The sequence below is a fragment of the Candidatus Hydrogenedentota bacterium genome (genome assembly GCA_016791475.1).
Classification (GTDB): domain Bacteria; phylum Hydrogenedentota; class Hydrogenedentia; order Hydrogenedentales; family JAEUWI01; genus JAEUWI01.
On sequence record JAEUWI010000038.1, the window covers coordinates 12655 to 37646 of the forward strand.

The 24992-nt window shown below is 62.8% G+C and carries 15 protein-coding genes; 11 read left to right on the forward strand and 4 right to left on the reverse strand.

Features of this window, described 5'->3' with window-relative positions; translation table 11 throughout:
* Positions 1–127: 127 nt before the first annotated feature.
* From JNK74_18840 to JNK74_18855, 4 genes are read left to right on the forward strand one after another with little or no spacing between them, the layout of a single operon-like run.
* A complete protein-coding gene (locus tag JNK74_18840; protein MBL7648241.1) occupies positions 128–1603 on the forward strand; it encodes a CHASE3 domain-containing protein in 1476 nt (491 codons plus the stop codon).
* 16 nt (positions 1604–1619) lie between these two features.
* Complete coding sequence (locus JNK74_18845) at positions 1620–3827, forward strand: response regulator (protein MBL7648242.1); 2208 nt, start codon at positions 1620–1622, stop codon at positions 3825–3827.
* 11 nt (positions 3828–3838) lie between these two features.
* Entirely contained in the window at positions 3839–4885 is a 1047-nt protein-coding gene (cheB, locus tag JNK74_18850; GenBank protein MBL7648243.1) for a chemotaxis-specific protein-glutamate methyltransferase CheB, read from the forward strand.
* A gap of 20 nt (positions 4886–4905) precedes the next feature.
* Positions 4906–7530 carry a response regulator gene (locus tag JNK74_18855; GenBank protein ID MBL7648244.1) on the forward strand — a complete coding sequence of 875 codons (2625 nt, stop codon included), beginning with the start codon at positions 4906–4908 and terminating at the stop codon, positions 7528–7530.
* 114 nt (positions 7531–7644) lie between these two features.
* Here JNK74_18855 and JNK74_18860 read toward each other — a convergent pair whose 3' ends face one another.
* Together JNK74_18860 and JNK74_18865 are read right to left on the reverse strand one after the other, a co-directional pair.
* Entirely contained in the window at positions 7645–9117 is a 1473-nt protein-coding gene (locus tag JNK74_18860; GenBank protein ID MBL7648245.1) for a DUF4139 domain-containing protein, read from the reverse strand.
* Between the two features lie 174 nt (positions 9118–9291).
* A complete protein-coding gene (locus JNK74_18865) occupies positions 9292–11832 on the reverse strand; it encodes a hypothetical protein (protein MBL7648246.1) in 2541 nt (846 codons plus the stop codon).
* A gap of 493 nt (positions 11833–12325) precedes the next feature.
* On the opposite strand from JNK74_18865, the gene JNK74_18870 reads away from it, so the two are divergent.
* From JNK74_18870 to JNK74_18900, 7 genes are all read left to right on the forward strand, one after another.
* Complete coding sequence (locus tag JNK74_18870; protein ID MBL7648247.1) at positions 12326–12724, forward strand: hypothetical protein; 399 nt, start codon at positions 12326–12328, stop codon at positions 12722–12724.
* 25 nt (positions 12725–12749) lie between these two features.
* A complete protein-coding gene (locus tag JNK74_18875; protein ID MBL7648248.1) occupies positions 12750–13760 on the forward strand; it encodes a hypothetical protein in 1011 nt (336 codons plus the stop codon).
* A 7-nt stretch (positions 13761–13767) separates the two neighbouring features.
* Positions 13768–14895, forward strand: a complete 1128-nt coding sequence (locus JNK74_18880) for a hypothetical protein (protein MBL7648249.1) — start codon at positions 13768–13770, stop codon at positions 14893–14895.
* Positions 14892–16055, forward strand: a complete 1164-nt coding sequence (locus tag JNK74_18885) for a type II and III secretion system protein (GenBank protein ID MBL7648250.1) — start codon at positions 14892–14894, stop codon at positions 16053–16055. The genes JNK74_18880 and JNK74_18885 overlap by 4 nt, the downstream gene beginning before the upstream one ends.
* A 189-nt stretch (positions 16056–16244) precedes the next feature.
* On the forward strand, positions 16245–17792 hold the full coding sequence (lnt, locus tag JNK74_18890; protein ID MBL7648251.1) for an apolipoprotein N-acyltransferase: 1548 nt from the start codon (positions 16245–16247) through the stop codon (positions 17790–17792).
* A complete protein-coding gene (gene murJ, locus JNK74_18895; GenBank protein MBL7648252.1) occupies positions 17792–19381 on the forward strand; it encodes a murein biosynthesis integral membrane protein MurJ in 1590 nt (529 codons plus the stop codon). Before lnt ends, murJ begins: the two co-directional genes overlap by 1 nt.
* Before the next feature lie 82 nt (positions 19382–19463).
* Positions 19464–20090, forward strand: coding sequence for a PAS domain S-box protein (locus tag JNK74_18900; GenBank protein MBL7648253.1), 627 nt, complete (start codon positions 19464–19466; stop codon positions 20088–20090).
* Positions 20091–20188: 98 nt separating this feature from the next.
* On the opposite strand, the gene JNK74_18905 is transcribed toward JNK74_18900, so the two are convergent.
* Both JNK74_18905 and JNK74_18910 read right to left on the reverse strand, forming a co-directional pair.
* Complete coding sequence (locus JNK74_18905; protein MBL7648254.1) at positions 20189–21766, reverse strand: GAF domain-containing protein; 1578 nt, start codon at positions 21764–21766, stop codon at positions 20189–20191.
* Positions 21767–21962: 196 nt separating this feature from the next.
* Complete coding sequence (locus JNK74_18910) at positions 21963–24761, reverse strand: pyruvate, phosphate dikinase (GenBank protein ID MBL7648255.1); 2799 nt, start codon at positions 24759–24761, stop codon at positions 21963–21965.
* Between the last annotated feature and the right edge of the window lie 231 nt (positions 24762–24992).

Consider the following 24992-nt stretch of genomic DNA (forward strand, 5'->3'; position numbering starts at 1 on the left):
TCGCGGGCGCACTCGGGGTCAAACCCCGGACCGCGACCCGGCCCTGATATTTATGCATTCAATGTTGCGGTGAGCAGGCACTGAACGGGCCAACAGTGGGCCCCGGCAGATCAATGGAGCGGGAATCATGACAATCGGAACTCGGGTACTCAGCGGGTACGTCGTCGTACTCGCCCTTTCCACCCTCGCAAGCGCCGGTGGAGTCTGGGCCATCACCGAGGCGCGCGACGCCTACTCGGAGTTTATCGACAAGGACTCGGCAATGCATCAGCGCGCCATTTCCCTGAGTATGCACGCCCAATTGCAGAGCTCGGCGTTTCGGGGATACCTGCTCTACCGGGATCCCGCCATGCTCGATGCCTGGAAGGGCGCGATCCAGGACTTTGACCGCGATCTGGCCGGGCTCGGCAAAATGGTGGACGATCCGGCCGACACCTCCACCCTCGGCGAGATTGAAACGGGGGCGCGGCTCTGGCGGGATCTTCAGGAAAAGCAGCTACAGACCGTCAACTCAGAAGCCGCCGGGGTCGGCCCGCCGGTCGGCGAACTGGACGACCAGCGCACCAACGCAAGCGACGCGATCCGGACGCAGGTGGAAACCTTCATCGCCCACCGCACCAGCGAACTGGCGGATTCCAGAAAGCATCTGGAGGAGGCCATCGCCCAGGTTGTAACCCTCCTCCTGATTCTGGCCGCCGCCGCCCTCGTCACGGGACTCGCCACCTCCATCTGGACCACCCGCTCCGTTTCTCGGGCGCTGCGCGACGTCATCGGCCGCCTCGCAAGCTCCACCGCGGAGATCTCCGCCATGACCCGCCAGGTCGCCTCCAGCGCCGCGGAGACGGCCGCCGCCGTCAGCGAAACGACCAGCACCGTCGAGGAAGTAAAGCAGACCGCTTCCGTCTCCGCCAGCAAGGCCCGCTCCGTCTCGCAGATCGCCCAGCGCTCGGTGGAAATATCCGATGGCGGGCAGAAAGCCGCGGACGACTCGCTCCACGGGATGCAGGCCATTCGCAAGCAAATGGATACGATCGCCCAGTGCGTGATACGCCTGAGCGAACAGGGCCAGGCCATAGGCGAAATCATCGCCACGGTAAACGACCTGGCGGATCAGACCAACCTCCTCGCGGTCAATGCCTCGATCGAAGCGGCTCGCGCGGGAGAATACGGGCGGGGATTCGGCGTGGTCGCCCAGGAAGTGAAGAGCCTGGCGGATCAATCCAAACTGGCCACGGCCCAGGTGAGGACCATTCTCGGCGAAGTTCAGCGCGCCACCGGCTCCGCGGTCATGGCCGCGGAGCAGGGCAACAAGGCCGTGGATGCCGGCGTCCAGCAGGCCGGCACCGTGGGCGCCGCCATCCAGCAGCTTGCGGCGAGCATCGCGGACTCCGCCTTATCGGCCGCACAGATCGCCGCATCCAGCCAGCAGCAACTGGCCGGGATGGACCAAGTCGCCCTGGCCATGGAAAACATCAGCCAGGCCAGCAAGCAGAACGCCGCCGGCACCGGCCAGGCGCAAAGCGCCGCGGAAGATTTGAAGCTGCTCGCCGAACGCCTGCGCCTGCTGATCGAGAAAGGCACACCGGCGACTGCGGTTCACTGAGCAAAAGGCGGGGCCCATGGGTATGAACGAGCGCGAGTTTCTGAAACGGCTGATGGCGACCTTCCAACAGGAGGCGCGGGAGCTGCTTGATGCCATGTCGCAGGGCCTCGTGCGCCTGGAATCCAACCCGGACGACACGGAAGCCGTCGAAACCGTATTCCGCGACGCCCACAGCCTCAAGGGCGCCGCGCGGGCCGTGAATCTCAATGAAGTCGCGCGGCACTGCCACCGGCTGGAGGATGTGTTCTCCGATTGGAAGCACGCACGGCGTCCAACGTCACCGCAGGTCTTTGACGCCCTCCACCGTTCCATCGACGCGCTCCAGCGGGCGGTGGCGGCCATCGATCCCGTCGATGGCGCCAGCGGCTACAACGCCGGCGATGCCCTCCGCGATCTGGACATCGCCCTCAATGCGGAACCTGAACCGGAGCCCGCCGAGCGGGAAACACCACCCGCGGCCCCCCCTCCCCTCGCGGCGGAGGCCGCCGAAGCCCCCCAACCCGCTCCACCCCGCGCCGAACCGGTCGGACGCCTCCCCCGTGCCGACACCGTCCGCATTCCAGCCGCGCGGATGGACACGATTCTGCTCCGCAGCGAAGAACTCACCGGCATCAAGTTGGCCGCCGTGGAGCGCGCCGCCGATCTCGCCCAATTGGGCAGCCTGGTGCGGGAGTGGACTCGCGAAGCACCCGCGCGGGACGCGACCGACGATGTCACCGGCGCGGCGATTGTCCACAGGCTTTCCACCGCCGCGCGGGAGGCCGATCGCGACCAGCGGGCCTTTTCCGCCATGCTGGAGAGCCTGCTGTCGGAACTCAAGCAGGCCCTGATGCTGCCCGTGGGAACCTTGCTCGAAGGGATGCCCAAGCTGGTGCGCGACCTCGCCCGGGATCAGGGCAAGGACATCGAAGTCACCTTGGAAGGCGAACACATCGAGGTGGACCGGCGGGTCCTCGAAGAGCTTCGCGCGCCGGTGGTACATATCGTAAGAAATTGCGTCGACCACGCGATCGAGACGCCCGCGGCCCGCCGGGAGAAGAACAAACCTCCACGGGGCGGCATAGCCATCCGCGCCGCGCAGCTCGAAAACCGCTACTTCGAGCTGAGGATTCGCGACGACGGACGGGGTTTCGACACCAGAGCCCTGCGCGCGGCCGCCTTGCGCTCTGGAATTCTTGCGCCGGAGGAGGATGCATCGCCGAATCGGGAAGACCCGGCCGTGCTGGCCTTTCACTCGGGCGTCTCCACAAGCCCCATACTCACCGACGTATCGGGGCGGGGTCTGGGTCTCGCAATCGTGCGCAACAAGGTCGAGCGGCTGGGGGGGACCGTGGAATTATCCGTGCCCGCGGGCGGTGGCGCGGAGATCGCACTTCGGGTCCCCATTACCCTGGCGACCTTTCGCGGCGTGCTCGTGAAGTGCGGCGAACACACCTTTTTGCTGCCGACCCACAGTGTCCGCCGGGTTCTCCGGGTCCGGCCCGGCACCCTGGAAAGCGCCGAGGGCAAGGAAATCCTCCGCGTCAACGACGAACTACTCGCTCTGGCCCGCCTGAATCGGATTCTGGGCCTGGCGGAGTCTCGCAAAGACCTCGCGGACGAACGCCCCCACTGCGCCCTCGTCGTCGAAGCCGCAAACCGCCGCCTGGCCCTGCTGGTCGATGAAGTTGTCGCGGAGCAGGAAGTTCTCGTAAAAAGCCTGGGAAGACAACTCGCCCGCGTCCGCCACATCGCGGGTGCGGCCGTGCTCGGCGGCGGCGCCCTGGTCCCGATCCTGCACCTCCCCGACATTATCCATACCGCCATCCACGGTGGCGGCGCTGGCGGCGCCACCGCGCCCGAACCCGCCGCCGAAAGGCGGGCGTTCAACGTGCTGCTGGCGGAGGACTCCATCACCGCCCGCACCCTGCTGAAGACGATCCTGGAAACAGCCGGCTATTTCGTTTTCCCCGCCGTCGATGGGGCGGAAGCGTGGGCCACGATCCGCACCAACAAAATCGACATCGTCGTCTCCGACGTGGAAATGCCACGCATGAACGGCTTTGAACTTACCGCGCGAATCCGCGCGGACCGGGAACTGGGCACAATTCCCGTCATTCTTGTCACCGCCCTCGAGTCCCGAGAGGACCGCGAGCGCGGCATCGAGGCGGGCGCCAATGCCTACATCGTCAAGAGCAGCTTCGACCAGAGCAATCTCTTCGAAGCGATAAAGCGACTCCTCTAGAAAGGCTTCACGTGGTCAGTATCCTGATAGTCGATGATACCCTGGTTGTCCGGGAGCTGCTGAGTTATATCCTCGGCTCCACCCCGGGCGTGACCATTGCCGGCACGGCGGCGAACGGCAGGGAAGCGCTGGAGGCCATCGCCACGCTCCGCCCGGACATTGTCACCATGGATATCAACATGCCCGGGATGAACGGCTTCGAGACCACCCGCAGGATCATGGAGACCTGCCCCCTCCCCATCATCATCGTCAGCGGAAGCTGGAAAACCGACGAAGTCGCCACCACGTTTCGCGCCCTGGAGGCCGGCGCGGTCGCGGTGGTCGCACGGCCGCCGGGGATCGGCCATCCCGATCACAAATATGCCGCCGCGGAGCTCGTGCAGACCGTTCTCGCCATGGCCGAGGTTCGCGTCGTCCGGCGTTGGCCCAGGGCCGCCGCACAGACCCCCACCACCTTCCAGCCGGATCGCCCCACCGCCCCCGCAAGCCGCAAGCAAATCGATATGGTGGCCGTGGGCGCGTCCACGGGCGGCCCGGTCGTCATACAATCCTTCTTGAAATCCCTGCCGGAGAACTTCTCCATACCCATTCTCATCGTGCAGCACATGGCCGGCGGCTTCATCCAGGGCTTCGTGGAATGGCTCGCCCACACCTGCGGAAGGCCCGTGCTGCTCGGGGGCCATGGCGCATTTCTCGTGCGGGGTCACGCCTATGTCGCGCCCGATGGGCACCAGATGGGCGTCGACGCGTGCGGTCGGCTTCGCCTCGGCGCACCGGAACCCGAAAACGGCTTCGCACCATCCGTCTCCTATCTCTTTCGTTCCGTCGCCGAGGTCTACGGACTTCGATCCGCCGCCATTCTGCTTTCCGGCATGGGGATCGATGGCGCGGCGGAACTCAAGCACCTCAACGACATCGGCGCCCTGACCTTCGCACAGGATGAAGAAAGCGCCGTCATTTATGGGATGCCCGGCGAGGCAAAACGCCTCGGCGCGGCTCAGTACATATTACCGCCGCAGAAAATTGCGACAACACTGGCGTCGTTATCCCAACCGTAACGCCGGAAGGAAGTACAATCATGGCTACAGGCACCACCTATCCCAACGCCGGCAGGCATATTCTGATTGCGGAGGACAGCCCGACCCAGGCGGTCAAACTCCAGTTTCTCCTCGAACAGGCAGGCTTCGTCGCCGACGTTTCACGCAATGGCGAGGAAGCGCTGGCCAGGGCCCAGGCCAACCGGCCCGACCTGCTCATTACCGATATCATCATGCCCAGGATGAACGGCTACGAACTGGCCCGCAGTTTCCGCCAGGATCCCGAGCTGAGCCAGGTGCCGATCATCCTCCTCACGACCCTCTCCGATCCCCATGACATTATTCTGGGCCTGGAATGCGGGGCGGACAACTTCATACGAAAACCCTACAGCGACGACTACCTCCTGCAGCGCGTCAGCTACATCCTCACAAACAAGGCGCTGCGACAAAGCGAAAAGGTCCAGATGGGCATCCAGATCGACCTGAGCGGGCAGCGGCACTTCATCACGGCGGAGCGCCAGCAGATCTTCGACCTTCTCATCTCCACCTACGAGGAGGCCGTCCAGCTCAACAAGAGCCTCGAACTCTCAAATCAGTCCCTGAACGGACTCTTCCGCGTCGCGGAAGGCTTGAACCAGTGTACCCTGGAAGCCGATGTCCTCGTTCGTGTCCTCGAACGCGTCCTGGAGCTCCCCGCCGTCGCCGCGGGGTGGATTTACGCCTGCGATCCCCCGCGCGACCTCCATGTCGCCGCCGTAAAGGGCAATGACACCGTCTTCCAGCAGCCCGGCGGAAAGAACGGGGGATGTGAATGCCGGCGGCGCTTCCTCGCCGGCGCCTGGGATCAGAACGCCGGCGATCTTCATTGCGAAACCCTGCTCCATTGCGCCGTGCCCAACTTCTCCGCGCGGGCCCAGGCCTCAATCCCCCTCTGGGTGGGTACCCAGCCCGCGGCTATCCTGAATCTCGTCAACGCGTCGGGGCACCCCTTCACGGAGGAGGAACTCCAAGTCTTCCACGGCGTGGGACACCAGGCCGGGCTGGCCCTGGAGCGGGCCCGACTCCACGGCCAACTCGAGCAATTGGTCGAACAGCGCACGAAGGAACTGCGGGAGAAGACCACCCTCCTCGATCATCTACTCTCGGCCAGTCCGACCAACATCTATGCGATGGCCTACCGGGACGGCGAATTCGTGCCCACCTGGGTCAGTGAGAATCTTGAGAGCATCACGGGTTGGCCCTCGGCGGAAGGCCTCCGGCCAAACTGGCTCGCCCTTGTGGCGCACCCCGACGAACGGGATACCATCGCGGAGGGGGAGGCCCGCCTCTTGCGCGAGGATTATGTCTCTCTGGAGTACCGAATCCGCCACAAGGCGGGCCACTATATGTGGATCCACGACGAGCGGCGACTTCTGCGCGGCGCGGATGAGGCCCCGAGAGAAGTCGTCGGCTCGCGCATCGACATCAGCGCGCGCAAGAACGCGGAGGAGGCCCTGAAGCGCACCGAGGAACTCCTGTACCAGGCCCAGAAGCTGGAGTCCATCGGCAGCCTCGCCGGGGGCATCGCCCACGACATGAACAACGTGCTCGCCGCCGTTTGCGGCTTCACGGAAATGGTGCTCAACGATATCGGCCCGGACAGCCCGTACCATCGCGACTTGAGCTATGTGCTCACCGCGGGAAACCACGGCGCCAAACTCATTTCCCAGATTCTGGCCTTCAGCCGCAAGCAGATCCTGCGACCCGAGGTTCTCAATCTCAATGAAGTCGTACTCGATTTCACCGGGATGATCCGCCGCCTGCTGGGCGAGAGTGTTGAAATTGTCAACGCCCTGAACCCCGACCTCCATGCCGTGTACGCCGACGCCGTTCAGGTCGAGCAGGTCATTCTGAACCTCGTCATCAACGCCCGCGACGCCATGCCCGATGGCGGCACTCTCACGATCGAAACGGCGGATGTGGAACTGGACGCGACCTACGCCCGGCACCACCCCAATGTGGCGCCCGGCCCCCATGTCATGCTGGCGGTAAGCGATACCGGCACCGGTATGGACGCCGAGACGCGGCAGAAAATCTTCGAGCCTTTCTTCACCACCAAGGAAGTGGGGCGCGGCACGGGCCTGGGCCTCGCCACCGTGTACGGAATCGTCAAGCAGCACAACGGCAGCATCTGGGTCTACAGCGAACCCGGACAGGGCTCGACCTTCAAAGTCTATTTCCCCGCCGCGCTCGAAGCCGCCACCGGCAACTCACCAATCCAGGCGGTTCCCGAGTCGCTCAAGGGTACCGAGCGAATTCTGGTCGTCGAAGACGACGAAATCGTCCGGCAGTTGATCGTGGAAACGCTCCAGGCGGAAGGTTACAAGATCACCAGTGCTCCCCTTCCCCAGAAGGCCATTGACATTTTCGCCGCCGCCCAGCCTCCCTTCGATCTGCTGGTGACCGACGTGATCCTTCCCGGAATGAACGGAAAGGAACTTTATCTCCACCTGCGGACCGGCGCCCCCGATCTCAAAGTACTCTATGTGTCGGGATACACGCGCGATGTCATCAGCAGGCATGGCCTGCTGGAGAAGGGTATCCTTCACTTGCAAAAGCCCTTCACGATTCGCGGGCTGCTCGTCGCCGTCCGAGACGCCCTGAATGCCCCATCACACCCGGAATAAACGCGAGGCAAGGTTCAAGTCGCGCAGGGGAACCTGTGAAAAAGGGTCCAATGGGCGGGCGCTAACGCCATCAACCCATTGGACCCGGAGAACCGCGCGAGCCCTTAGTCCAGGCTAAAACCGGACCTGCGCCTGGTAGGTCAGTTCCACCTCGCCATCGACCGGCACCGGGATCGTAAACACCGCCGTCTGGGCATCTTTCTTCACGTGGGGGTGGGATGCCTCGAGTATCTTCCAGTCGCCGGGAATACTCTCCACGACGTCCACCGTAACAGCCGTGTCCTTGTGATTGCGCAGCACGATCTTATAGCTGGACTGGTGAACATTCACGCCCACCACGTTGAAATCGGTCTGGGTGCGCTCGCCCATCACATCGAAGGCATTGCCCAGGCGCAGGGTAATCTCCTCATCCTTCGGCGTGTGCTTCACGTTGTCTTCGCCGGTGAACTGGAGCATGCCGGACGAATCCTCCTGATAGACCCGCATGACGCCCGCGGGCAGGGGCATGCCGAGCTTGTTCGCCTCTTCGTTCTTCAGTTTCAGCGTCACGCTGATATGCTCCGGCTGCGAGGGAGTGGGCTGGGTGTAGTAGTGGCCAGGCCCGCGAAACTCATAGACCTTGGTCACGGCGGCGCCGTCCGCCCGAAGCAGACTCACTTGCTTGGTCTGGTTCTGCTTGATGGTGGTGCGGCGCGGCAGGGTATAGAGGTGATACTCGCCAAAGGCCTCCTGCTGCATCGGCGCGGCGGCGTCGAAGGCCACCATCTCCATCGCGCCCGCTTTGGCCATCATGGGCATCGGGGCATTCTGCACCACATTCACGTCGCCCGCCACCAGCTTCAACTGGGCATTCGTGTATTGGGCCCCCGATTCATTGGTCAGCGTTACCCAGCCTTCCAGGTCGATCGTCTCTTCGTCCTTCGACAGGGTCGCCACGTAGTCGGCCTTCCACGACACGCCGTTGGTGAGATAGGTCACTTCGACCTCGTGATCGGTGCCGCCGTTGTTCAACAGCCAGATCAGCGACGGCTTGGCGATGAGCTCCTCGGGAATCTCCGGAAGCACGACGGAGCCGGGGTGGCCCAGATAGATGTCATCGTTGATCTGGTAGACCGGGCCGTCGTTGTTGCTGAGCAGCGTCGCCGTCTCTTCGATGAAGGAAAGGTCGTTGGACTTGTTGATCAGCCGCACGTTTTTGCCCACGTACTTGTTCAGCAGCGAAGCCTGGGTCATCAGATCGTATTCGTAGTTCTGTTCCAGGATTTGAAGTCCGCCAGGATTGGAGACCGACTTCAGGCTCACCGTCTCCGGCATGATCTGCGCCGCCACATCCATGAATTTCAGGGTCATTTCACCGGGCAGCAGCTTGATCGTCCGCCGATCGCGCACCAGGGCGCGATTCGTGTTGTAGGCCGTAAGGGCCACGTCGGTCTGATCGGCCAGGGTGGACTCGCCCGGACTCGCCGATTCCTTCAGTGGATCGGCCAGCTTCAGCGCCGGCTTGTCCCCTTTCGCGCCTTCCTGGGCCGGGCACATGGCGGGCAGCGCCAGGGCGGCAATCACGACAACTGAAAGCAGCTTATGCATTGGGAAACTCCTTCTTCGGTACGCGGAACGAGGTCCGCGATGGTTTTCACTGCCGGATCGCGCGCATTGGACGCGGCGACCTGATCATGCGCCTTTAGACACCGGAAATGAAGCCCGGTTCGAAGAAAGTCGGATCGAAACACGCCAGGGGGGTACTTCTCCACCGCCGGGGTTTCAGCCGCCAACACCCGCCGACGCCGTAACGGTCATTTCCAGGTTTTCCGGCGCCAGCTTGAGCAATCGCGGCACCAGCGGCTCCAGCGTGGTGGGAAACTCCACATCCTGGCCCTGAATCAAGTCGCGGCCCCGCGATACCTGGGTCGCCAGCGTGACGTAAACCGGCTCCTTGCGCAGATTGATGATGTACAGATAGGCGCTGCCCTCATGCACCACATACCGCGTTTTCACCCCCTCCACGGGGTAACCCTGCGCCGTGATCGCCCTCGGGATCTGGGGGAGCGCGCCGAGCACGGTGGCGGCATCCATCGCATGAAGGTATTCGGTCGGTAGATTCAATCCGCGAACGAGTACCGTATTCCCCGTGTTCCGGATCAGGTCGCCCCGGGAGAATCCCCGCTCATTGTAGGGAATCGGCGCGCCCGTGCGCGCGACCGTGCCGCCCGCCTCCACAAACGCGCTGATCTTCTGAAAGGCGCCGTCGCCGAGGGCCGGCGTGTTGGGAATCACCAGGATCTTCAGGTCGTCCAGCGCGCCGTTGACGCATTGCGCCTCGGTAATGAAACGGACGTTGTAGCCGCCAAAGGCCGCGCCGTCGTAGGCATTGATGGCCGATTCGAGATGGGGTTCGCCATCGTCAAACACCTTGGAGGCCGAGCTGAACAGAATGCCCACGTCCGTGGGCGCATTCTGAAAAGCGCGCACGATGGGGGCGAGCCGGTTGACATCCAGCGCGGCCGTGGCGAAGCCCTCCAGGGCTTCGGGCTGCTGGAACAACAGGGAATCCATGGGAACCGTGGCGCCGTTCAGGCCGGACATGGCCCCCTCCCATATCGCCGAATGGGCAAAGCGGAACCCGCGCTCACCGGTCTGTCCCGCACTCAACGTCAGCACTTTGTTCAGGTTGAACACGGGCTGTCCGGGCTGGAACGACTTGAGCAGGGTGTAGTACGCCGAAGCCTTGGGGTAGCCCATGGCATAGATCGGGTCCTCGGCCGCCACTTCGCCGCTGCATGCCGCGATCTGAAGCGACTCGGCAAGGCGCTCGCGGTTCACGCCGTAGCGCGTTTCGCCCTTGGCGAACACCACGTCGGTCATGGTCGCCGCCAGGGGTGTACCGGGCAGTTGAGCGCCCACCAGATTTCGGGCCCAGTCGAAATAGGCGTTGCCCAGGCTCTGGTGATAGGTCTGCCAGTCAAACTGATAGGGGCGATGGGCCTGATAGGTATCCAGCGGATCCGTGCTCCAAAGGGTGATATCCTCCAGAACCGCAAGATGGGCCCGCCACGACCGATTGAGCGTCAACCGATCGGGATAATTGGAACGGATGAACTCCAGGAAACCGTCCCGAATGTCAAGCCCGGAAAAATGAAAATGCGGATCGCTGGCGAGGCTCACCCCCGCCACCATGGGCTGCCCCTTCAGAACTGGAAGCACCTGACCAAGATAGGCCTGCCAGTCCTCGCGAACTTCGGGCCGAGCAATGTCCACGTACCCCTCATGCTTCACATCGGGGTGGCTCGCAAGAAACTCCGGCGTGAGTTGCTCCGGCGCCAACTGCACCATCAGGCTCACGTTCTGCGCCACCGCCGCGTCCAGCACATCCCGCAACCGGCCGAGTTGGTCCGCCGGATTCTGAACGGTACCCGGCTTTTCCTCGCGACCCAGCGTCAGCGAGGCGGCGTTGAACTGATAGCGGCGCAGTGAAGCCAGCGCCTCGCTGTCCAGCGCCGGCAACGCCCCGCCAAACAGGAAGACCGGCGTCCCCTGCGCGGAAAATCCGCCGTTCTCAATGGCAATCCCGTTGAGCGCGGGATGGACCGCGGCCGGTAAACGCTCGGGCGCCGCCGCACCGAAGACCAGTCCGCCATGTATGGCGTCCAGCCGCAGCGTCACGAAGCGGAGGCGCTGCTCCAGCGATTCCCACTCGCCCTTCTGGCCGTTTTCTTCCGCCTTCCGCAAGACATCCCCCGCGATGCTGGCCTTCAGCCGCAGATAGGGCAGACTTCCCTCGCTGCTGTCGGTCTTGTCCAGGGCCTTCTCCAGGGCATCGAGACGCGCCCGCGAGGCCCCGAGCAGCTCCAGAAGCTTCACACCATTGACTTTACGCAGTATGATCGTGTGAGACGGCTGGTCCAGAAGCTGGGGATGGGAGAGATAGATTCGGGCCTTGTAGGTCCCCAGGGGCAGGGCGGTCGCGTCGAACACGATCCGGCACTCCGTGGCGCCCGCCAGCACATTTAGACCCTGCTCGCCCGAACTCATCACCGTTCCCGCACTGTCCGTCACCTCCAACGCCACACGGGTGTTGTTGTATCCCAGGGTGCTCCGCACAGCCCCTGTGAAATGAATAATTTGACCGGCCCCGTCGTCTGCTGACCGTGTAACTTCGAGCGACAGATGGCGCGCCGGAACCGCCGGTTCGGGTGTGGCCCAGACCCAGGTCTGGTCGGCGCCTTCCTGCCCCGGCGCCTTAAGCGCGACGGTCAGGGCGAGGATGGAAAGGCCGAGGGCCAGCGTGAACACGGAATTCTTCATGGGTGCTATCCTTACCCCCCGGATCGGGGCGAAAATCCTGCTGTTTGAGCCCCGGTATAGTACCCGCCGCGGCAAGAATGATGCAACGAGTGAACGATTCCGCGCTCGCCCGCGTTGACGGCGGGAGCGCGCCGCAACCCGTGGTCCGCCAACCCGGCTCTGGAATCGCCCCACGGGGGTGTCACAAGGCCCCCCCTCGGTGGTATTATTGATTCAGGAGAGCGCAAGGCGTAGGCTGGGTGCTCGCGTCCCGCATGCGCCGAAAAGAAAACCGGTTTTCAGGAAACTTTTTCGCGTTACGGGGCATGAAGTACACCAGTGGCCCGGGCCTACCGGTGCGGGTAGCCCAGGAGGCTACCCCACAAGGGCCGGGGCGTGGCGGGTATTTAATTGACACAAAAAGGACGTGAAGCGTACCATTAGTACGTTTTAGAACGATAACAACCCCCGAGCGCGTGGCTGTACTGCATCGCCGGGTAGAAAGCGTTCCAAAATGGGACTTCGTACATACACGAACTGGTTGCTGTGCTTGACCGCCATTGCCGTTGGGGCTACGGCGTGGGGGCTTTCCATACCTCCCGAGCAACAGGATCTGCAGAAAATCTTCTATGGCGTGCCGGAAAAATTCGAAAAGCCGGCCCGGGTTAACTATCAGGAAATTGTGAAGGCCACCCCGGAATATTCGTCCATCAAGAAGAAGAAAATTGTCAGCGGTTCGGCCAAGTACTGGATTCTAATCAGCAAAGCCAGCGAACGAGCCCAGCAACTGATCAAGGAGGTGGGCGAGGAATCGACCTACGACCTGATCGTCGCGGATGGTTACCTGGAAACGATGGAACCCGCGATTCCCGCCGACGACATAACCGAACTGGTTCTAGAGAAGCTCAAGTAGTAACGCATTTGCTGGCCTGCCCATCATGAAGACCGTGCTTCGCACCCCGGGGGATCAATCCGTCTGTCTCCTCGCGGTGATATCTGCGGGACTGGTTGCGATTTCAGGCTGCCAGATTGCGGGCCCTCAGAGCCTGCGGGATGGACGAGGCCCCTACGCGCTGGAGCGAACGGCGGTCAACAGCCTTACCGCGGACCAAGAGTTGGCCCAGGCCCGCCGAATGCTCGACTCGGGTGAGCATTCTCGGGTGATCCCCCGCCTCACCGCCATCGCCGCGCAAAATCCCGGCACCGACGCGGGTACGGAGGCGCTCTATCTGCTCGGGCTGACCTACTACAAGATTGAAGGCATCTACTACGCCGAGGACTATTTCCGAAAGTACGTCGCCGCCGCCCCGGAAGGCGAATTTGCTCCGTTGTGCCGCGAGTACTTGCGCGGGATAGAGGGCGCGCGTGCGCGGAAGGGAAGCGCTCGCTCGGCCCTGGAAGCGCGCGTGGCGCGGTATGATGGCGTCTCCGCCCCCGAAGAACTCGCGGCCAATCTGGAACTGGCCGACACCTACTGGCAGGATGGCGACTTTGAAAAGGCGTCGGCGGTTTACGCGAAAGTGTTTCGGGTCTGGCCGTCGCTGAAGGATGACGCCCTCCTCCGACAGCGGATGGAGCCGGCTCCCGGCGGCGGATACGTTGTCCTCACGCCGGAAGAGGTGACGCGGCGCGAGGCGGCGGCGGCCCCGCTGGCCGTGTTCAACGTTCAGTCGTTCCGCAGCGGCCAGTTTCGCGCGGATCACTACGGCTATCAGGAAGAGTATTATAATGTGGCCGGTCAGACGGTCAACCGGGGCGATCAGCTCCTGCTGGACGCATCGGTGACCGTGACCATCTTCGGAATCGCGGGCCAGGTCTACGATACGCAGACGGTTCAACTGGGCCGTCTGAAACCCGGCGAGGTGCGCGCGTTCAGCGTGCGTTTCAGCCATTTTGACAATATCGCCAACGTGCATCGACACGAGTGTACGGTCGCCTATTCGCAGTAAGGATCCCATGCGCGCACAACTCATCATAGCGGCCCTGCTTCTGGCCATGCCTGGCGTGCCGGTGGCGGCCCAGGCCCCCCAGCAGGTTCAGGTCTCGGTGAAAGTCATCGAGTTCCAGACGAGCAAAGATGTGGAAACGGGACTCAGCGCCTATTTCAAGCAGCGCACCGAGCCCCAGCCCTATGGCCGCGCGGACAGCGGCGTGGGCAGTATTTCCTCTTCGGATATCACCTTCCCCACCAGCACCACGAGCGGCATCACCGTATTTCTCGACCGCCTGGTCACCAAGTACGGCGACATCGAGGTGGTCCTTCAGGGCCTCGTGGAGCAGGGGCGGGCTTTCATCCTTTCCCAGCCCACCGCCCTGGTACCCGTCGCCCCGGCCAACGACGCTATCCCGACCATCATCAAGACTGCCCAGCAGATCCCCTACGAGGACAAGCAGGTATTTGTCTATACACCGGTGTCCATCACGGCCTTCAAAGACACGGGGGTATCCCTGACGATTCAGGCGCTCGCCGTGGTGGATGACGACGCCGACCCCAATACACGAGGCGACACGTACATCCGCCTGAACCTGATCGCGACCGTCAAAGAAGAGGGCCAGCGCATTACCGTGGCGCTGGACGAAAACAGTTCGTCGGGTGGCCTGCTTGGCGATTCGAACAACGCCATCCAGGTACCCGAGTTCGTCAGCCGCGAAATAAAGACGGAAGTATGGGTGCGCCATGGGCAGGTCCTCATGCTGGGCGGCCTCTACCGCGACACCGACGAGAAGGACTTGTCCACCCTGCCCTGGCTCTCCCAGGGCGACCGCTTCATGAACGGGCTGATTCAACGTGTCGTACCCTTCGCGGTGGAACCCGTGCCCCTCAGCAGCAGCATTGGCAACAACAAGACTTCCGACGCGCGCCGTGAACTGGCCTTCCTGATCAAGGCCGATGTGCCCGCGCTCATATACGACGAGACCACCGCTTCCGAAGAGAAAGAGAGTTTCATGACGCGCCCGACCGAAGTGGTCACCGGCGTGCTCAGGGGCCTCACCCAGATACCTCAGGGGATTGCGGAAGGGGTGACCGGCGAAAACCTGGACGAGGATATTTCGACGGGGCTTCAGGAGGATGAAAAGGAATGAAACGGGCCCGTTTAATTTGGATAAGTCTTCTGGGCCTCGGCCTCTTCGCCGCCGCCACGCAAGCCCAGGATCCCGCTCCGGCGCCCGCGCCCGCGCCCGCCCCGGCGGAAGCGGCACCGCCCGCGCCGGCACCCGCACCTGCGGAAGCCGCCCCCGCCGCGCCGCCGCCTGCGGAAGCCGCACCGGCGGCCCCCCCGGCGGAACCGGCGCCCCCCCCGCCACCTCCGCCACCGCCACCGCCTGTAGACATTCGCCAGGTTCAGGTGAAGGTGAAGATTGTGGAGACGAGCCAGCGCGGCCTGCGCCAGTTGGGCGCCAATCTGAACTACACCCGTTTCGTGGAAGGTGTCGAGCAATCGGGCTCGGTCGCGCGTGTCGCGACCGGAACCTTTGACCCGGTAACCGATTTCCCGCGGGTGACGCTGCCCGTGCCCGGCGTGGGAACACCCAACCGCCCCGACGAGGACAAGAACGCTTCCAACGCCATCCAGACACGCGAAGGCGCCGGCCTGACCGCCAGTGTGATTGAATCGGATGAAGGGACGCTCGAAGCCGTGTTTCGCGGACTCGAAGAAGGACAGGATACGGACACCGTGTCCCAGCCGGAGCTCCTCGTCATCGACAAGATGCCGGCGGAAATCAACGCGGGCGGCGAAGTCCCCTTCCAGGGATCGCTCCTGGCGGCTACGCCCTCGCTCAAGGTGGAATTCAAGAACATCGGCGTAAACCTGGGAATGACGCCGACCATCATGCCCAACGACCTCGTGAAACTGAATATCACGAAACTGGATGTGACCGACACCCTGCGCTTCGACCAGATTCGAGGCCTGGACTTGCCCGTATTCTCCCAGCGATCGCAAACGGGCGTCGTTTACGTTCCCAATGGCCGAACCCTGGTTACCGGCGGTTTGACCTCCCATGTGGCACGCCGCAAAGAGGCACGCGTTCCCCTCATGGGCACCTTGCCCGTCATCGGATTTCCCTTCCGGAGCCGCGAGACCGAGTCCCTGGAAAACACGCTGCTGATATTCGTCACCCCGACGGTGGTGGACCTGCGCAATCTCTCCCCCGAAGGCCTGCGCGCCATGGAATTCTGGAAGAACGGCGACTGGGAAAATGAAAAGAGAATCGACGCGGAAAAGGAAGCGCTGCGGTATTAGGCGGTGGTTGACAGTTGACAGTTGACAGTTGACAGTTGACAGTTGACAGCGACGCGACCCATAAGACCCATAAGACCCATAAGACCCATTTTAGCTTTCATCACAGCGTCAACTTGATCAGTTGGCGCTGTTTTTCGCACAATCCCCCGTCGCGACCCTGAACCACCCTTCCGGAGCCCTTTCCCCTCGATGATTGTTTTTCTGCGCAGTTATGGCTGGGCGTTGGCCTCCGGCGTGCTCATGTCGTGGGCGTTGCCAAATTTCCATTGGTACCCCCTCGCATGGATCGCGTTGATTCCCCTGCTGGCTCGCAGCCTGGACCAGACGCCCGGACAGGCCGCGGCGCAATTCTTTGCGGCGGGCTGGATCTTCCACACGATCACGCTGCAATGGCTCATGGCCAACATTTTCTGGGCGGGTGGCTGGGCAATCGTGGGCCAGCAAGGCATCTGTGTGGCCCTGGCGGGCTACTGGGCCCTCATGGGGGTGCTGTGGACGTGGATCAATCGGCGTTGGCCGGGAGCGCGGGCGGCGTGGCTCTTTGGCGCGTGCTGGATTTCCATGGAATGGCTCCAGGCGCGGCTGTTCACGGGCTTCGCCTGGGCCGCGCTGGGCTATAGCCAGGGACCCGATCTCTGGTTTGCCCAACTGGCCTCGCTGGGCGGGGTAATTCTGATCTCGGGCATACTGGTGGTGGTCAACGCGCTTCTGGCACAGGCCATTGCGACCCCGCCCCGGCGCTGGCGCGCCACCGCTATCGCCGCACTCACGGCCCTTCTGGTCCATGGCGTGGGCTACGGAATGCTGCGTCCCGCATCGCAGAGCGCTTCTTACAGCGCGGGAATGTATCAGAGTAACTACTCCCAACAGATGAAGTGGGACCCGGACTTTCAGGACGAAATGCTCGACCTCGCCTTCGCCCAAACCGAGGCCGTGCTGGGGCGGGAACCGGCCAACGTGTTCGTGTGGCCGGAAGCATTGATCATGGACGACTTTCGCGAGCCCGACGTGCTCTCCGCCCTCCAGGCTTTTGCAGGCTCCACCCAGACCCCCCTCTTCGCGGGGGCGGTGCGGGAAGAAGGGGGCAAGTCGTACAACAGCAGCGTGCTGGTGCGTCCCGACGGAACCTACGAGTGGTACGACAAGATTAAGCTGGCCCCCTTTGGCGAGTATATCCCGCTGGAGTCGTGGCTGTCCTTTATGGAGGGCTTCGGCGCGGCGGGTGGCCAGACTTCGGGTGCGGAGCACAAGGTGCTGGAGGCGGGTGGCAGAAAGCTGGGCCCGCTCATCTGCTTCGAGGTGCTCTTTTCACCCCTCGCCTCAAAATGTCGGGCACTGGGGGCAGACTATCTCGTGGTCATCACCAATCTCGGCTGGTTCGGCCTCAGCAATGTGCTGGCGCAGGAATTGGAACTGGCCCGCTTCCGGGCCATCGAGAACCGGCTACCGCTGGTCCAATGCGCGAACAGCGGCATCTCCGGAGTCTTTGATGCCTACGGCCGTCTGACCGTCATCGACGGCTTCGTCAATTCGCGTGGCGGCTACGCCGTGGCCCAGTCCCCCCAGTCGCCTTCTGATGCGAAAATGCACCGGCGGGCGGGCGCTCTTCCCGTCCCGGAAGCGGGGCGCATGCTGTTTCCGGGCTCCGTAGACTGGTTTGGTCGCATTCTTCCCGTCGCAACCCTGTTGCTCCTCTGCTGGGGCTATGCAACACGTAATCGGCAGGCGACGGTCTGATGAGTTCCAATCGAAGTCAACTTACCCGCTTCATGGCCATTTTCGCCGGCGGCACCATGCTCAGCCGCGTCCTCGGACTCGTGCGGGACGTGGTCGTCGCCAATATGCCTTTCGCCTCCCGCGAGATTTTCCTCTTCGCGTTCCGATTTCCCAACCTGCTGCGCGACATGCTCGGCGAGGGCGCGGTCAATGCCGCCTTCGTACCGCTTTTTGCGCGCTGCCGGGAGACCGAAGGCGAGGAAGCTTTTCAGCGCCTCGTACGCGCATGCCTGGGGGCGACGTTGATCCTGTTCGCCGTGTTGAGCGCCCTGGGCATGGTATTGGTCCCCCTTCTGCCGGGAATTCTCTCGGTACTGGACCCATGGACGGGTGGTGATTCCACCACGGTCGACATGGACCTGACCCTCTCGGTCATGTACTGGCTCATGCCCTATTTCCTGCTCATCGGCGCGGCCGTCTTTGCCATGGGCCCTCTCTTTGTAGTCAAGCGCTACGGCACGGCGTCGTGGTCGCCGGTAATTCTGAATATTGCCCTCATTGCGGTGTGCCTCATTCACCAGGACTACTTCTCCGATCCGGTCTGGGCGCTGGTAACCGGCGTGTGGCTCGGTGGCATCGGGCAGGTGATAGTGATGTTTCACGCGATGAAGAAGCACACGGGGGTCTGGCTGCCTTCGCTGGAATTGAAGCACCCCGGCGTGGCCAAGGCCTTTTTGCTCCTGGGTCCTGTGATTGTGGGACAGGCGACCGGAGAAGTGAACAAACTGGTGGACAGTTTCTTCGCTTATAAGCTCGAAGCCGTGTCTTACCTCTATTTCTCCAACCGGCTGGTCCAGTTGCCCCTCTCCATCTTCGGTATCGCCGTGGCCGTTTCGATTCTCCCGGCCATCTCTGCGGCGGGCGCGCGCGACGATCTGAAGGAGATTCGCGAGACGCTCATCTTCGGTTTCCGCCAGTCCGCCTTCCTGGTAATGCCATCCCTCGTGGGTCTGTTGGTGCTGGGCGATCCCCTGATGCGTCTGCTCTTCGTGCACCCGGGCGGCGGTTTCAGCGTAGAGGATGCCCATCACTCGGCGAACGCCATGTTCTACCTCGCCTGGGGCCTGCTGGCCTTCACCTGGGTCAAAGTCGCGGTACAAGGGTTCTTCGCAATCCATGACACCAAATCGCCGGTGATCATTGCCTCGCTGAGCATGGCGCTGAATATCGTGTTGATCCTGCTGCTCGTGAAGCCCATGGGGTATCAGGGGCTGGCTTTCGCCACGACCCTGTCCTACGCCGCAAATTTCTTCGGCCTTTACTGGATGCTCGGACGGCGGTTCGGCTCGCTGACCACCGCCGCCTTCGTCTGGTCTCTCGCGCGGATCGGCGCGGCGGCCGGCCTGATGGGCGCCGCGGCGCGAGTCACCTATCAGTTGCTGCTTGCACGCTTCCCCGATCATTCCCTGCACCACGAGCTCCTCTCGGTACTCGTTCCCATCGGCGTGGCCATGGCGGTCTACCCGCTCCTGGCGCTGATACTTCGCCTCGAAGACGCCCACCAGCTTCTGGGCATTCTTCGCAGGCGCCTTCCCGGCAGTCGCGGCTGAGCCGGGGCTCGGGGAACAAGGAACGGCCGGCCCGGTGTTTGCCCCTTGACGGATGGTGTACAATCGGGTTGGAGAGCGTGCCATGACTTCTGACAACTCCCTTCAGCAGGCGGACGGGCAACCGGTATGCACCGCCCTCACCCAGCGACATCTGGAAACGCTGTTTCGGGCCACTCTCGATGTGACCCTGGTGCTGGACGGGGAGTCTCAGGAAATACTCTATGCCAACGATGCGGCCATCCGGGTGCTGGGCTACCCACCCGAAGCCTTGATCGGCACGCCTTTTTCCCGGCTCCTGCCCGACCATGCGGCGGACCAACTGATGGAAGCCGAACTGGTGGATGGCGTCTATGGCCCCATGCCTGTCCGTTGCGCCACGGGCGAATTGCGCAATGTGGATGTGACGGTGGCCGTGGTGCCCTGGGATGGAAAACCGGCCCTGCTGTACTCCCTCCGGGACGCCACCCAGCGCACCCGGGCCGAGCAGGAACGGGAGAAGCTGATCCGGGAATTGCAGGCCGCGCTGGCCACCGTGAAACAGCTCAGCGGCCTCCTCCCCATCTGCGCGAACTGCAAACGCATTCGGGACGACGACGGTAACTGGGCGAATCTGGAGCGCTACATCAGCGAGCGCTCCAACGCGGAATTCAGCCACGGCATATGCCCGACCTGCCGCGAGGAACTCTACCCGGAACTGGGCAAGTCCTGAATCATTCGATTTATTGGGGGCGATCATGGAATGGACAATAGCGACGTGGCGATCCGAGCGGAACAGATCAGATTCGACGACGGATCAGCGCGCGCGGGTCAGGCGGTCATGCGTTTGATACGTGCCGTGGCCTTTCCCGGATCGGGGAACACGAGGGAAGCCGTGGTCCCCTCGCCCGGCACGCTCTCGATCTGAAGGCGCCCCCCGTGCTGCTCCATGACGCGGTGGCAGACGGCGAGGCCGAGACCCGTACCCTGGCCTTTTTTCGTTGTGAAGAAGGCCTGACCCACCCGGGGCATATCCTCGGGGCGAATACCGGTGCCGGTATCGCGCACCCGCACCACGTTCGCATCTTCCTCCGCGGCGACCTCGATCGTCACCACGCCCCCCGCCGTCATGGCGTCCAGCGCGTTGCTGAGGAGGTTCAGCAGCACCCGGTGGACCTGCTGGGTGTCGAGCGAAATCTTCTCGATCAGGCGGTTCTCGACGCGGATGCGGACGTTGCGCTTTTCGGCCTCGGCTTCGACGGACTCCACGACTTCATTCACGAGGGCCCCGAGATTTACATCCTCCAGCGTCAGATCGGTCTTTCGAGCGCAGGTAAGCAGACTCTCCACCAGCGTCTCGAAACGGTGGAGGGAATTGCGGATGAGCCGTGTGGCCTTGGCCGCGCGCTCCCAGTTCTGATTCTGATTCGCCAGTTCGAGCAACTCCGCCCCCCCGGAGATGCCCATGAGGATATTGCGCATGTCGTGGCTCGTTGCGGATACCGCCTGGCCGATGGCCGCAAGTCGCTCCTGGTGGATCTGCTTCTCATACAGCAGCATGTTCTCCACCGCCGCACCGGCCACCTGCCCGACAATGGACATGAGCTGCAGATGGGTCTGGGTGAAGGGCATAGGCTCCGCACTGGCGTCGGCATAGAGAACGCCGTAGACCGTGTCATGGCTGGTCAAGGGAACGCAAATCGCCGCCTTGATCTGGTGGGCCGCGATGCTGTCGGAGTTATCAAAACGCTGGTCATCCCCCGCATCCGACGTCATCACGCTGCCGCGGGTACACAACACATGGTCCACCAGCGTCTGGCTGATGGGCGGGGGCAACTGACCGACGCGGCGGGAACGGGAGACGCAGTGCGTCCCGGAAGAATCAATCGCTTCGCTCGTCTTCACAAAGCCCCGATCCGCCGGGAGGGCCTCCATCAACTCATCCAGCACCGTTTCCAGAAGTTGCTGCAGGGTGCGCTGGGTGGACAGTCGCTGGGAAAGGCGGTACAGAAAGGACAGCGCGGAATGGTCTTTGTCTACGATGTGCTCGTGCAGGGCGCCCACATCGTTGTAGTGCAACTCCATACGGTGGGCCGCCACCGTCTTGAGCAACACACTGACGGGTTCAACGTGGATCGTGTAGGGCCCCACCGAGACCCGGTCCGAAGGTAGCAACCGCTGCTTTCGGATCCGCTGCCCATTGACGTGTACCCCATTACTGGAATCCAGGTCTTCAACGAAAGCCTCGTCGCCAATGACGTAAAACTGGGCATGGCGACGACTGACGGAGTCCTCTCTGAGGAGAAAATCAGCCTCGGGCGAACGCCCCGCGATCCGGGGAACTTCGCTGAGTGTGCCCAGGACAACGGGAAACCCAGGTCGTTGAATTTTGATACGAAATGTGGCCAAAGGAATGATTCCGGTCTTTATAAGTTTACATCTCGATCCACGCCTCGCCCCTGCCCCTCCCGATCACACCCCAATTATTCAGCAAAAACCGGAAAATAGCAACTAATCCGGATAAATTTATGGTTTTAATCGATTTTATAAGTAAAAAGGCCCCCGGAACGGGTTCCGGGGGCCTCGAATTCAGGTGGACCTGAGCTTACTTCTTCGCTTTGGCCTTTGCCTTGCTCTTGGCTTTCGCCTTTGGCTTCGCCGCCGCCTTGGCCTTTCCGGCCTTCACCGCGCCACGGGGCGTCTCAATCGCCGCCTGGGCAGCGGCCAGGCGCGCGATCGGCACGCGGAAGGGGCTGCAGCTCACGTAGTTCAGACCCACGCGGTGGCAGAACTTCACGGAGTTCGGCTCGCCGCCGTGCTCACCGCAGATACCCACCTTGAGGTCGGGGCGGGTGCTGCGGCCGCGGGTCACGCCGAAATCGACCAACTGGCCGATGCCTTCCTGATCGAGGACCTGGAAGGGATCCACCGGAAGGATTTCTTCCTTCAGGTAGGAGGGCAGGAAACCGCCGATGTCGTCGCGGGAGAAGCCGAAGCCCATCTGGGTCAGGTCGTTGGTGCCGAAGCTGAAGAACTCGGCGTGCTCGGCGATCTTGTCCGCCACGAGACAGGCGCGGGGGATTTCGATCATGGTGCCGACCATGTAGTCGAGCTTCTTAAGCTTGTACTTCGCCTTGACCTGCTCCGCGACCGTGCGCACGATGGCGGCCTGGTTCAGGAACTCGTTCTGGTGGCCTACGAGGGGGATCATGATCTCCGGGAAGACCTTGACGCCCTTGGCGGTCAGCTCGGCGGCGGCGCTGAGAATGGCCGTGACCTGCATCTCGGTGATTTCGGGGTAGGCGATGCCCAGACGGCAGCCGCGGTGACCGAGCATGGGGTTCAGCTCGTGAAGCTGGTCGATGCGGTTGTGGATGTCCGTGTACTGAAGGCCCATGTGGCGCGCCAGATCGTGCACCTGCTCGGGGGAGAGGGTGACGAACTCGTGGAGCGGCGGATCGAGCAGGCGGACGGTGACAGGCTTGCCGGCCATCGCCTTGAAGATGCCGAGGAAGTCCTTCTTCTGGAAGGGAAGGAGCTTCATGACCGCGGCGCGGCGATCCTTCTCGTTGTTCGCCAGGATCATCTCGCGCATGTGGATGATGCGGTCCGGCTCAAAGAACATGTGCTCGGTACGGGCCAGGCCGATACCTTCGGCGCCGAAGGCCACGGCCTGGGCGGCGTCGCCGGGGGTTTCGCAATTGGTGCGAACGTTGATCTGGCGGGTGGCGTCGGCCCAGGCCATGATCTTCTTGTACCAGGGGTTGCGATCGGGCTGGGCGGGGAGCACGTCCAGCGCGCCTTCGAAGAGGTCGCCGGTGCTGCCGTTCATGGAGACCCAGTCGCCTTCGGAAAGGACCTTCTTGCCGATGGTGACTTTCTTGGCCTTGGCATCGATCTGGAGGGCGCCGCAACCGACGATGCAGCACTTGCCCCAGCCGCGGGCCACGAGGGCCGCGTGGGAGGTCATGCCGCCCTTGGCGGTAAGGATGCCGGAGGAGGCGTGCATGCCGTGCACGTCTTCGGGGGAGGTTTCATTGCGGACCAGGATGACCTTCTTACCCTGCTTGGCCCAGATCTCGGCGTCTTCGGAATTGAAGACGATCTGGCCCACGCCGCCGCCGGGACCCGCGGGAAGGCCCTTCGCCAGAAGGGTGGCCTTCTTCTCGGCCTTCGGATCGACCATGGGGTGAAGCAGTTCGTTGACCTGCTCCGGATCGACGCGCATGAGGGCCGTCTCCTTGGAGATCAGCTTCTGCTCGGCCATTTCCACGGCCATGCGGATGGCCGCCGGGCCGGTGCGCTTGCCGGTACGGGTCTGGAGCATCCACAGTTCGCGATTTTCGATCGTGAACTCGATGTCCTGCATGTCGGTGTAGTGCTTTTCGAGCTTGCAGCGGATGTCGAAGAGTTCCTTGTAGGTCTTCGGCCACAACTCTTCCAGGGACTTCACCTTGGTCTGGTCGGGGGTCTTGGACTTCTTGTTCAGGGGGAGGGGGGTGCGGATACCGGCCACCACGTCTTCGCCCTGGGCGTTGATCAGCCACTCGCCGTAGAACATGTCTTCGCCGTTGGCCGGGTTGCGCGTGAACGCCACACCGGTGGCGGAATCATCGCCCATGTTGCCGAAGACCATCGCCTGAACGTTTACGGCCGTACCCCATTCGTGGGGGATGCCTTCAATCTGGCGGTAGGCGATGGCGCGTTTGCCCATCCAGGACTGGAACACGGCCTTGATGCCGCCTTCGAGCTGCTTCATCGCGTCGTCGGGGAAGGGCGTGCCCAGGGTGGCTTTGACCGTCTTCTTGAACTCTTCGCAGAGGTCCTTCAGGTCTTCCGCGGTCAAGTCGGTGTCTTCCGTAACCCCGCGCTTCTCCTTGAGGGAGTCGAACTTGTGTTCCAGCTTGTGGCGGATGCTCTCGCCGTCTTTCGGCTCCAGGCCGGCGGCCTTTTCCATCACCACGTCGGCGTACATCGTGATCAGGCGGCGGTAGGCGTCATAGACGAAACGCGGGTCGCCGGAGGACTTCAGCAGGCCGGGGAGCGTCTTGGTGCACAGGCCGATGTTCAGCACGGTGTCCATCATGCCGGGCATCGACATGCGGGCGCCGGAACGGACGGAAAGGAGAAGAGGATTCTTCTCGTCGCCGAACTTCTTGCCCATGACCTTCTCGACCTTCTTCAGGGCGGCGACATACTCATCGGTGACGTTCTTGGGGATGCGCCCCTTGTTGTCATAGTACGCCGTGCAGACTTCCGTCGTGACGGTGAAGCCTGCGGGGACGGGCACGCCCAACTGGGCCATGTCCGCCAGGTTGGCGCCCTTGCCGCCGAGCAGGTTCTTCATGGAGCGGTCGCCTTCGGCTTTGCCGCCACCAAAAAAGTAGACGCTTTTCTTGGCCATTGTTAGAATTCTCCTTCACGTTGCCAAATGGGGTGCGCCGGCGGGACACAGGGGAATAGATCAGCCTGCGAATCCTGTAGAGGTACACTGCCGGTCACGATTTACGAGACACGATTGCCTGAAGCTCGGGCAAAACTTGGGGAGTATACTGGAATCCTTGTTTTTCATGCAAATATCAAGCGGCACAGGTCAAGCACGGATGGAATTAGCTTTACCCGACGCGGGTGGATG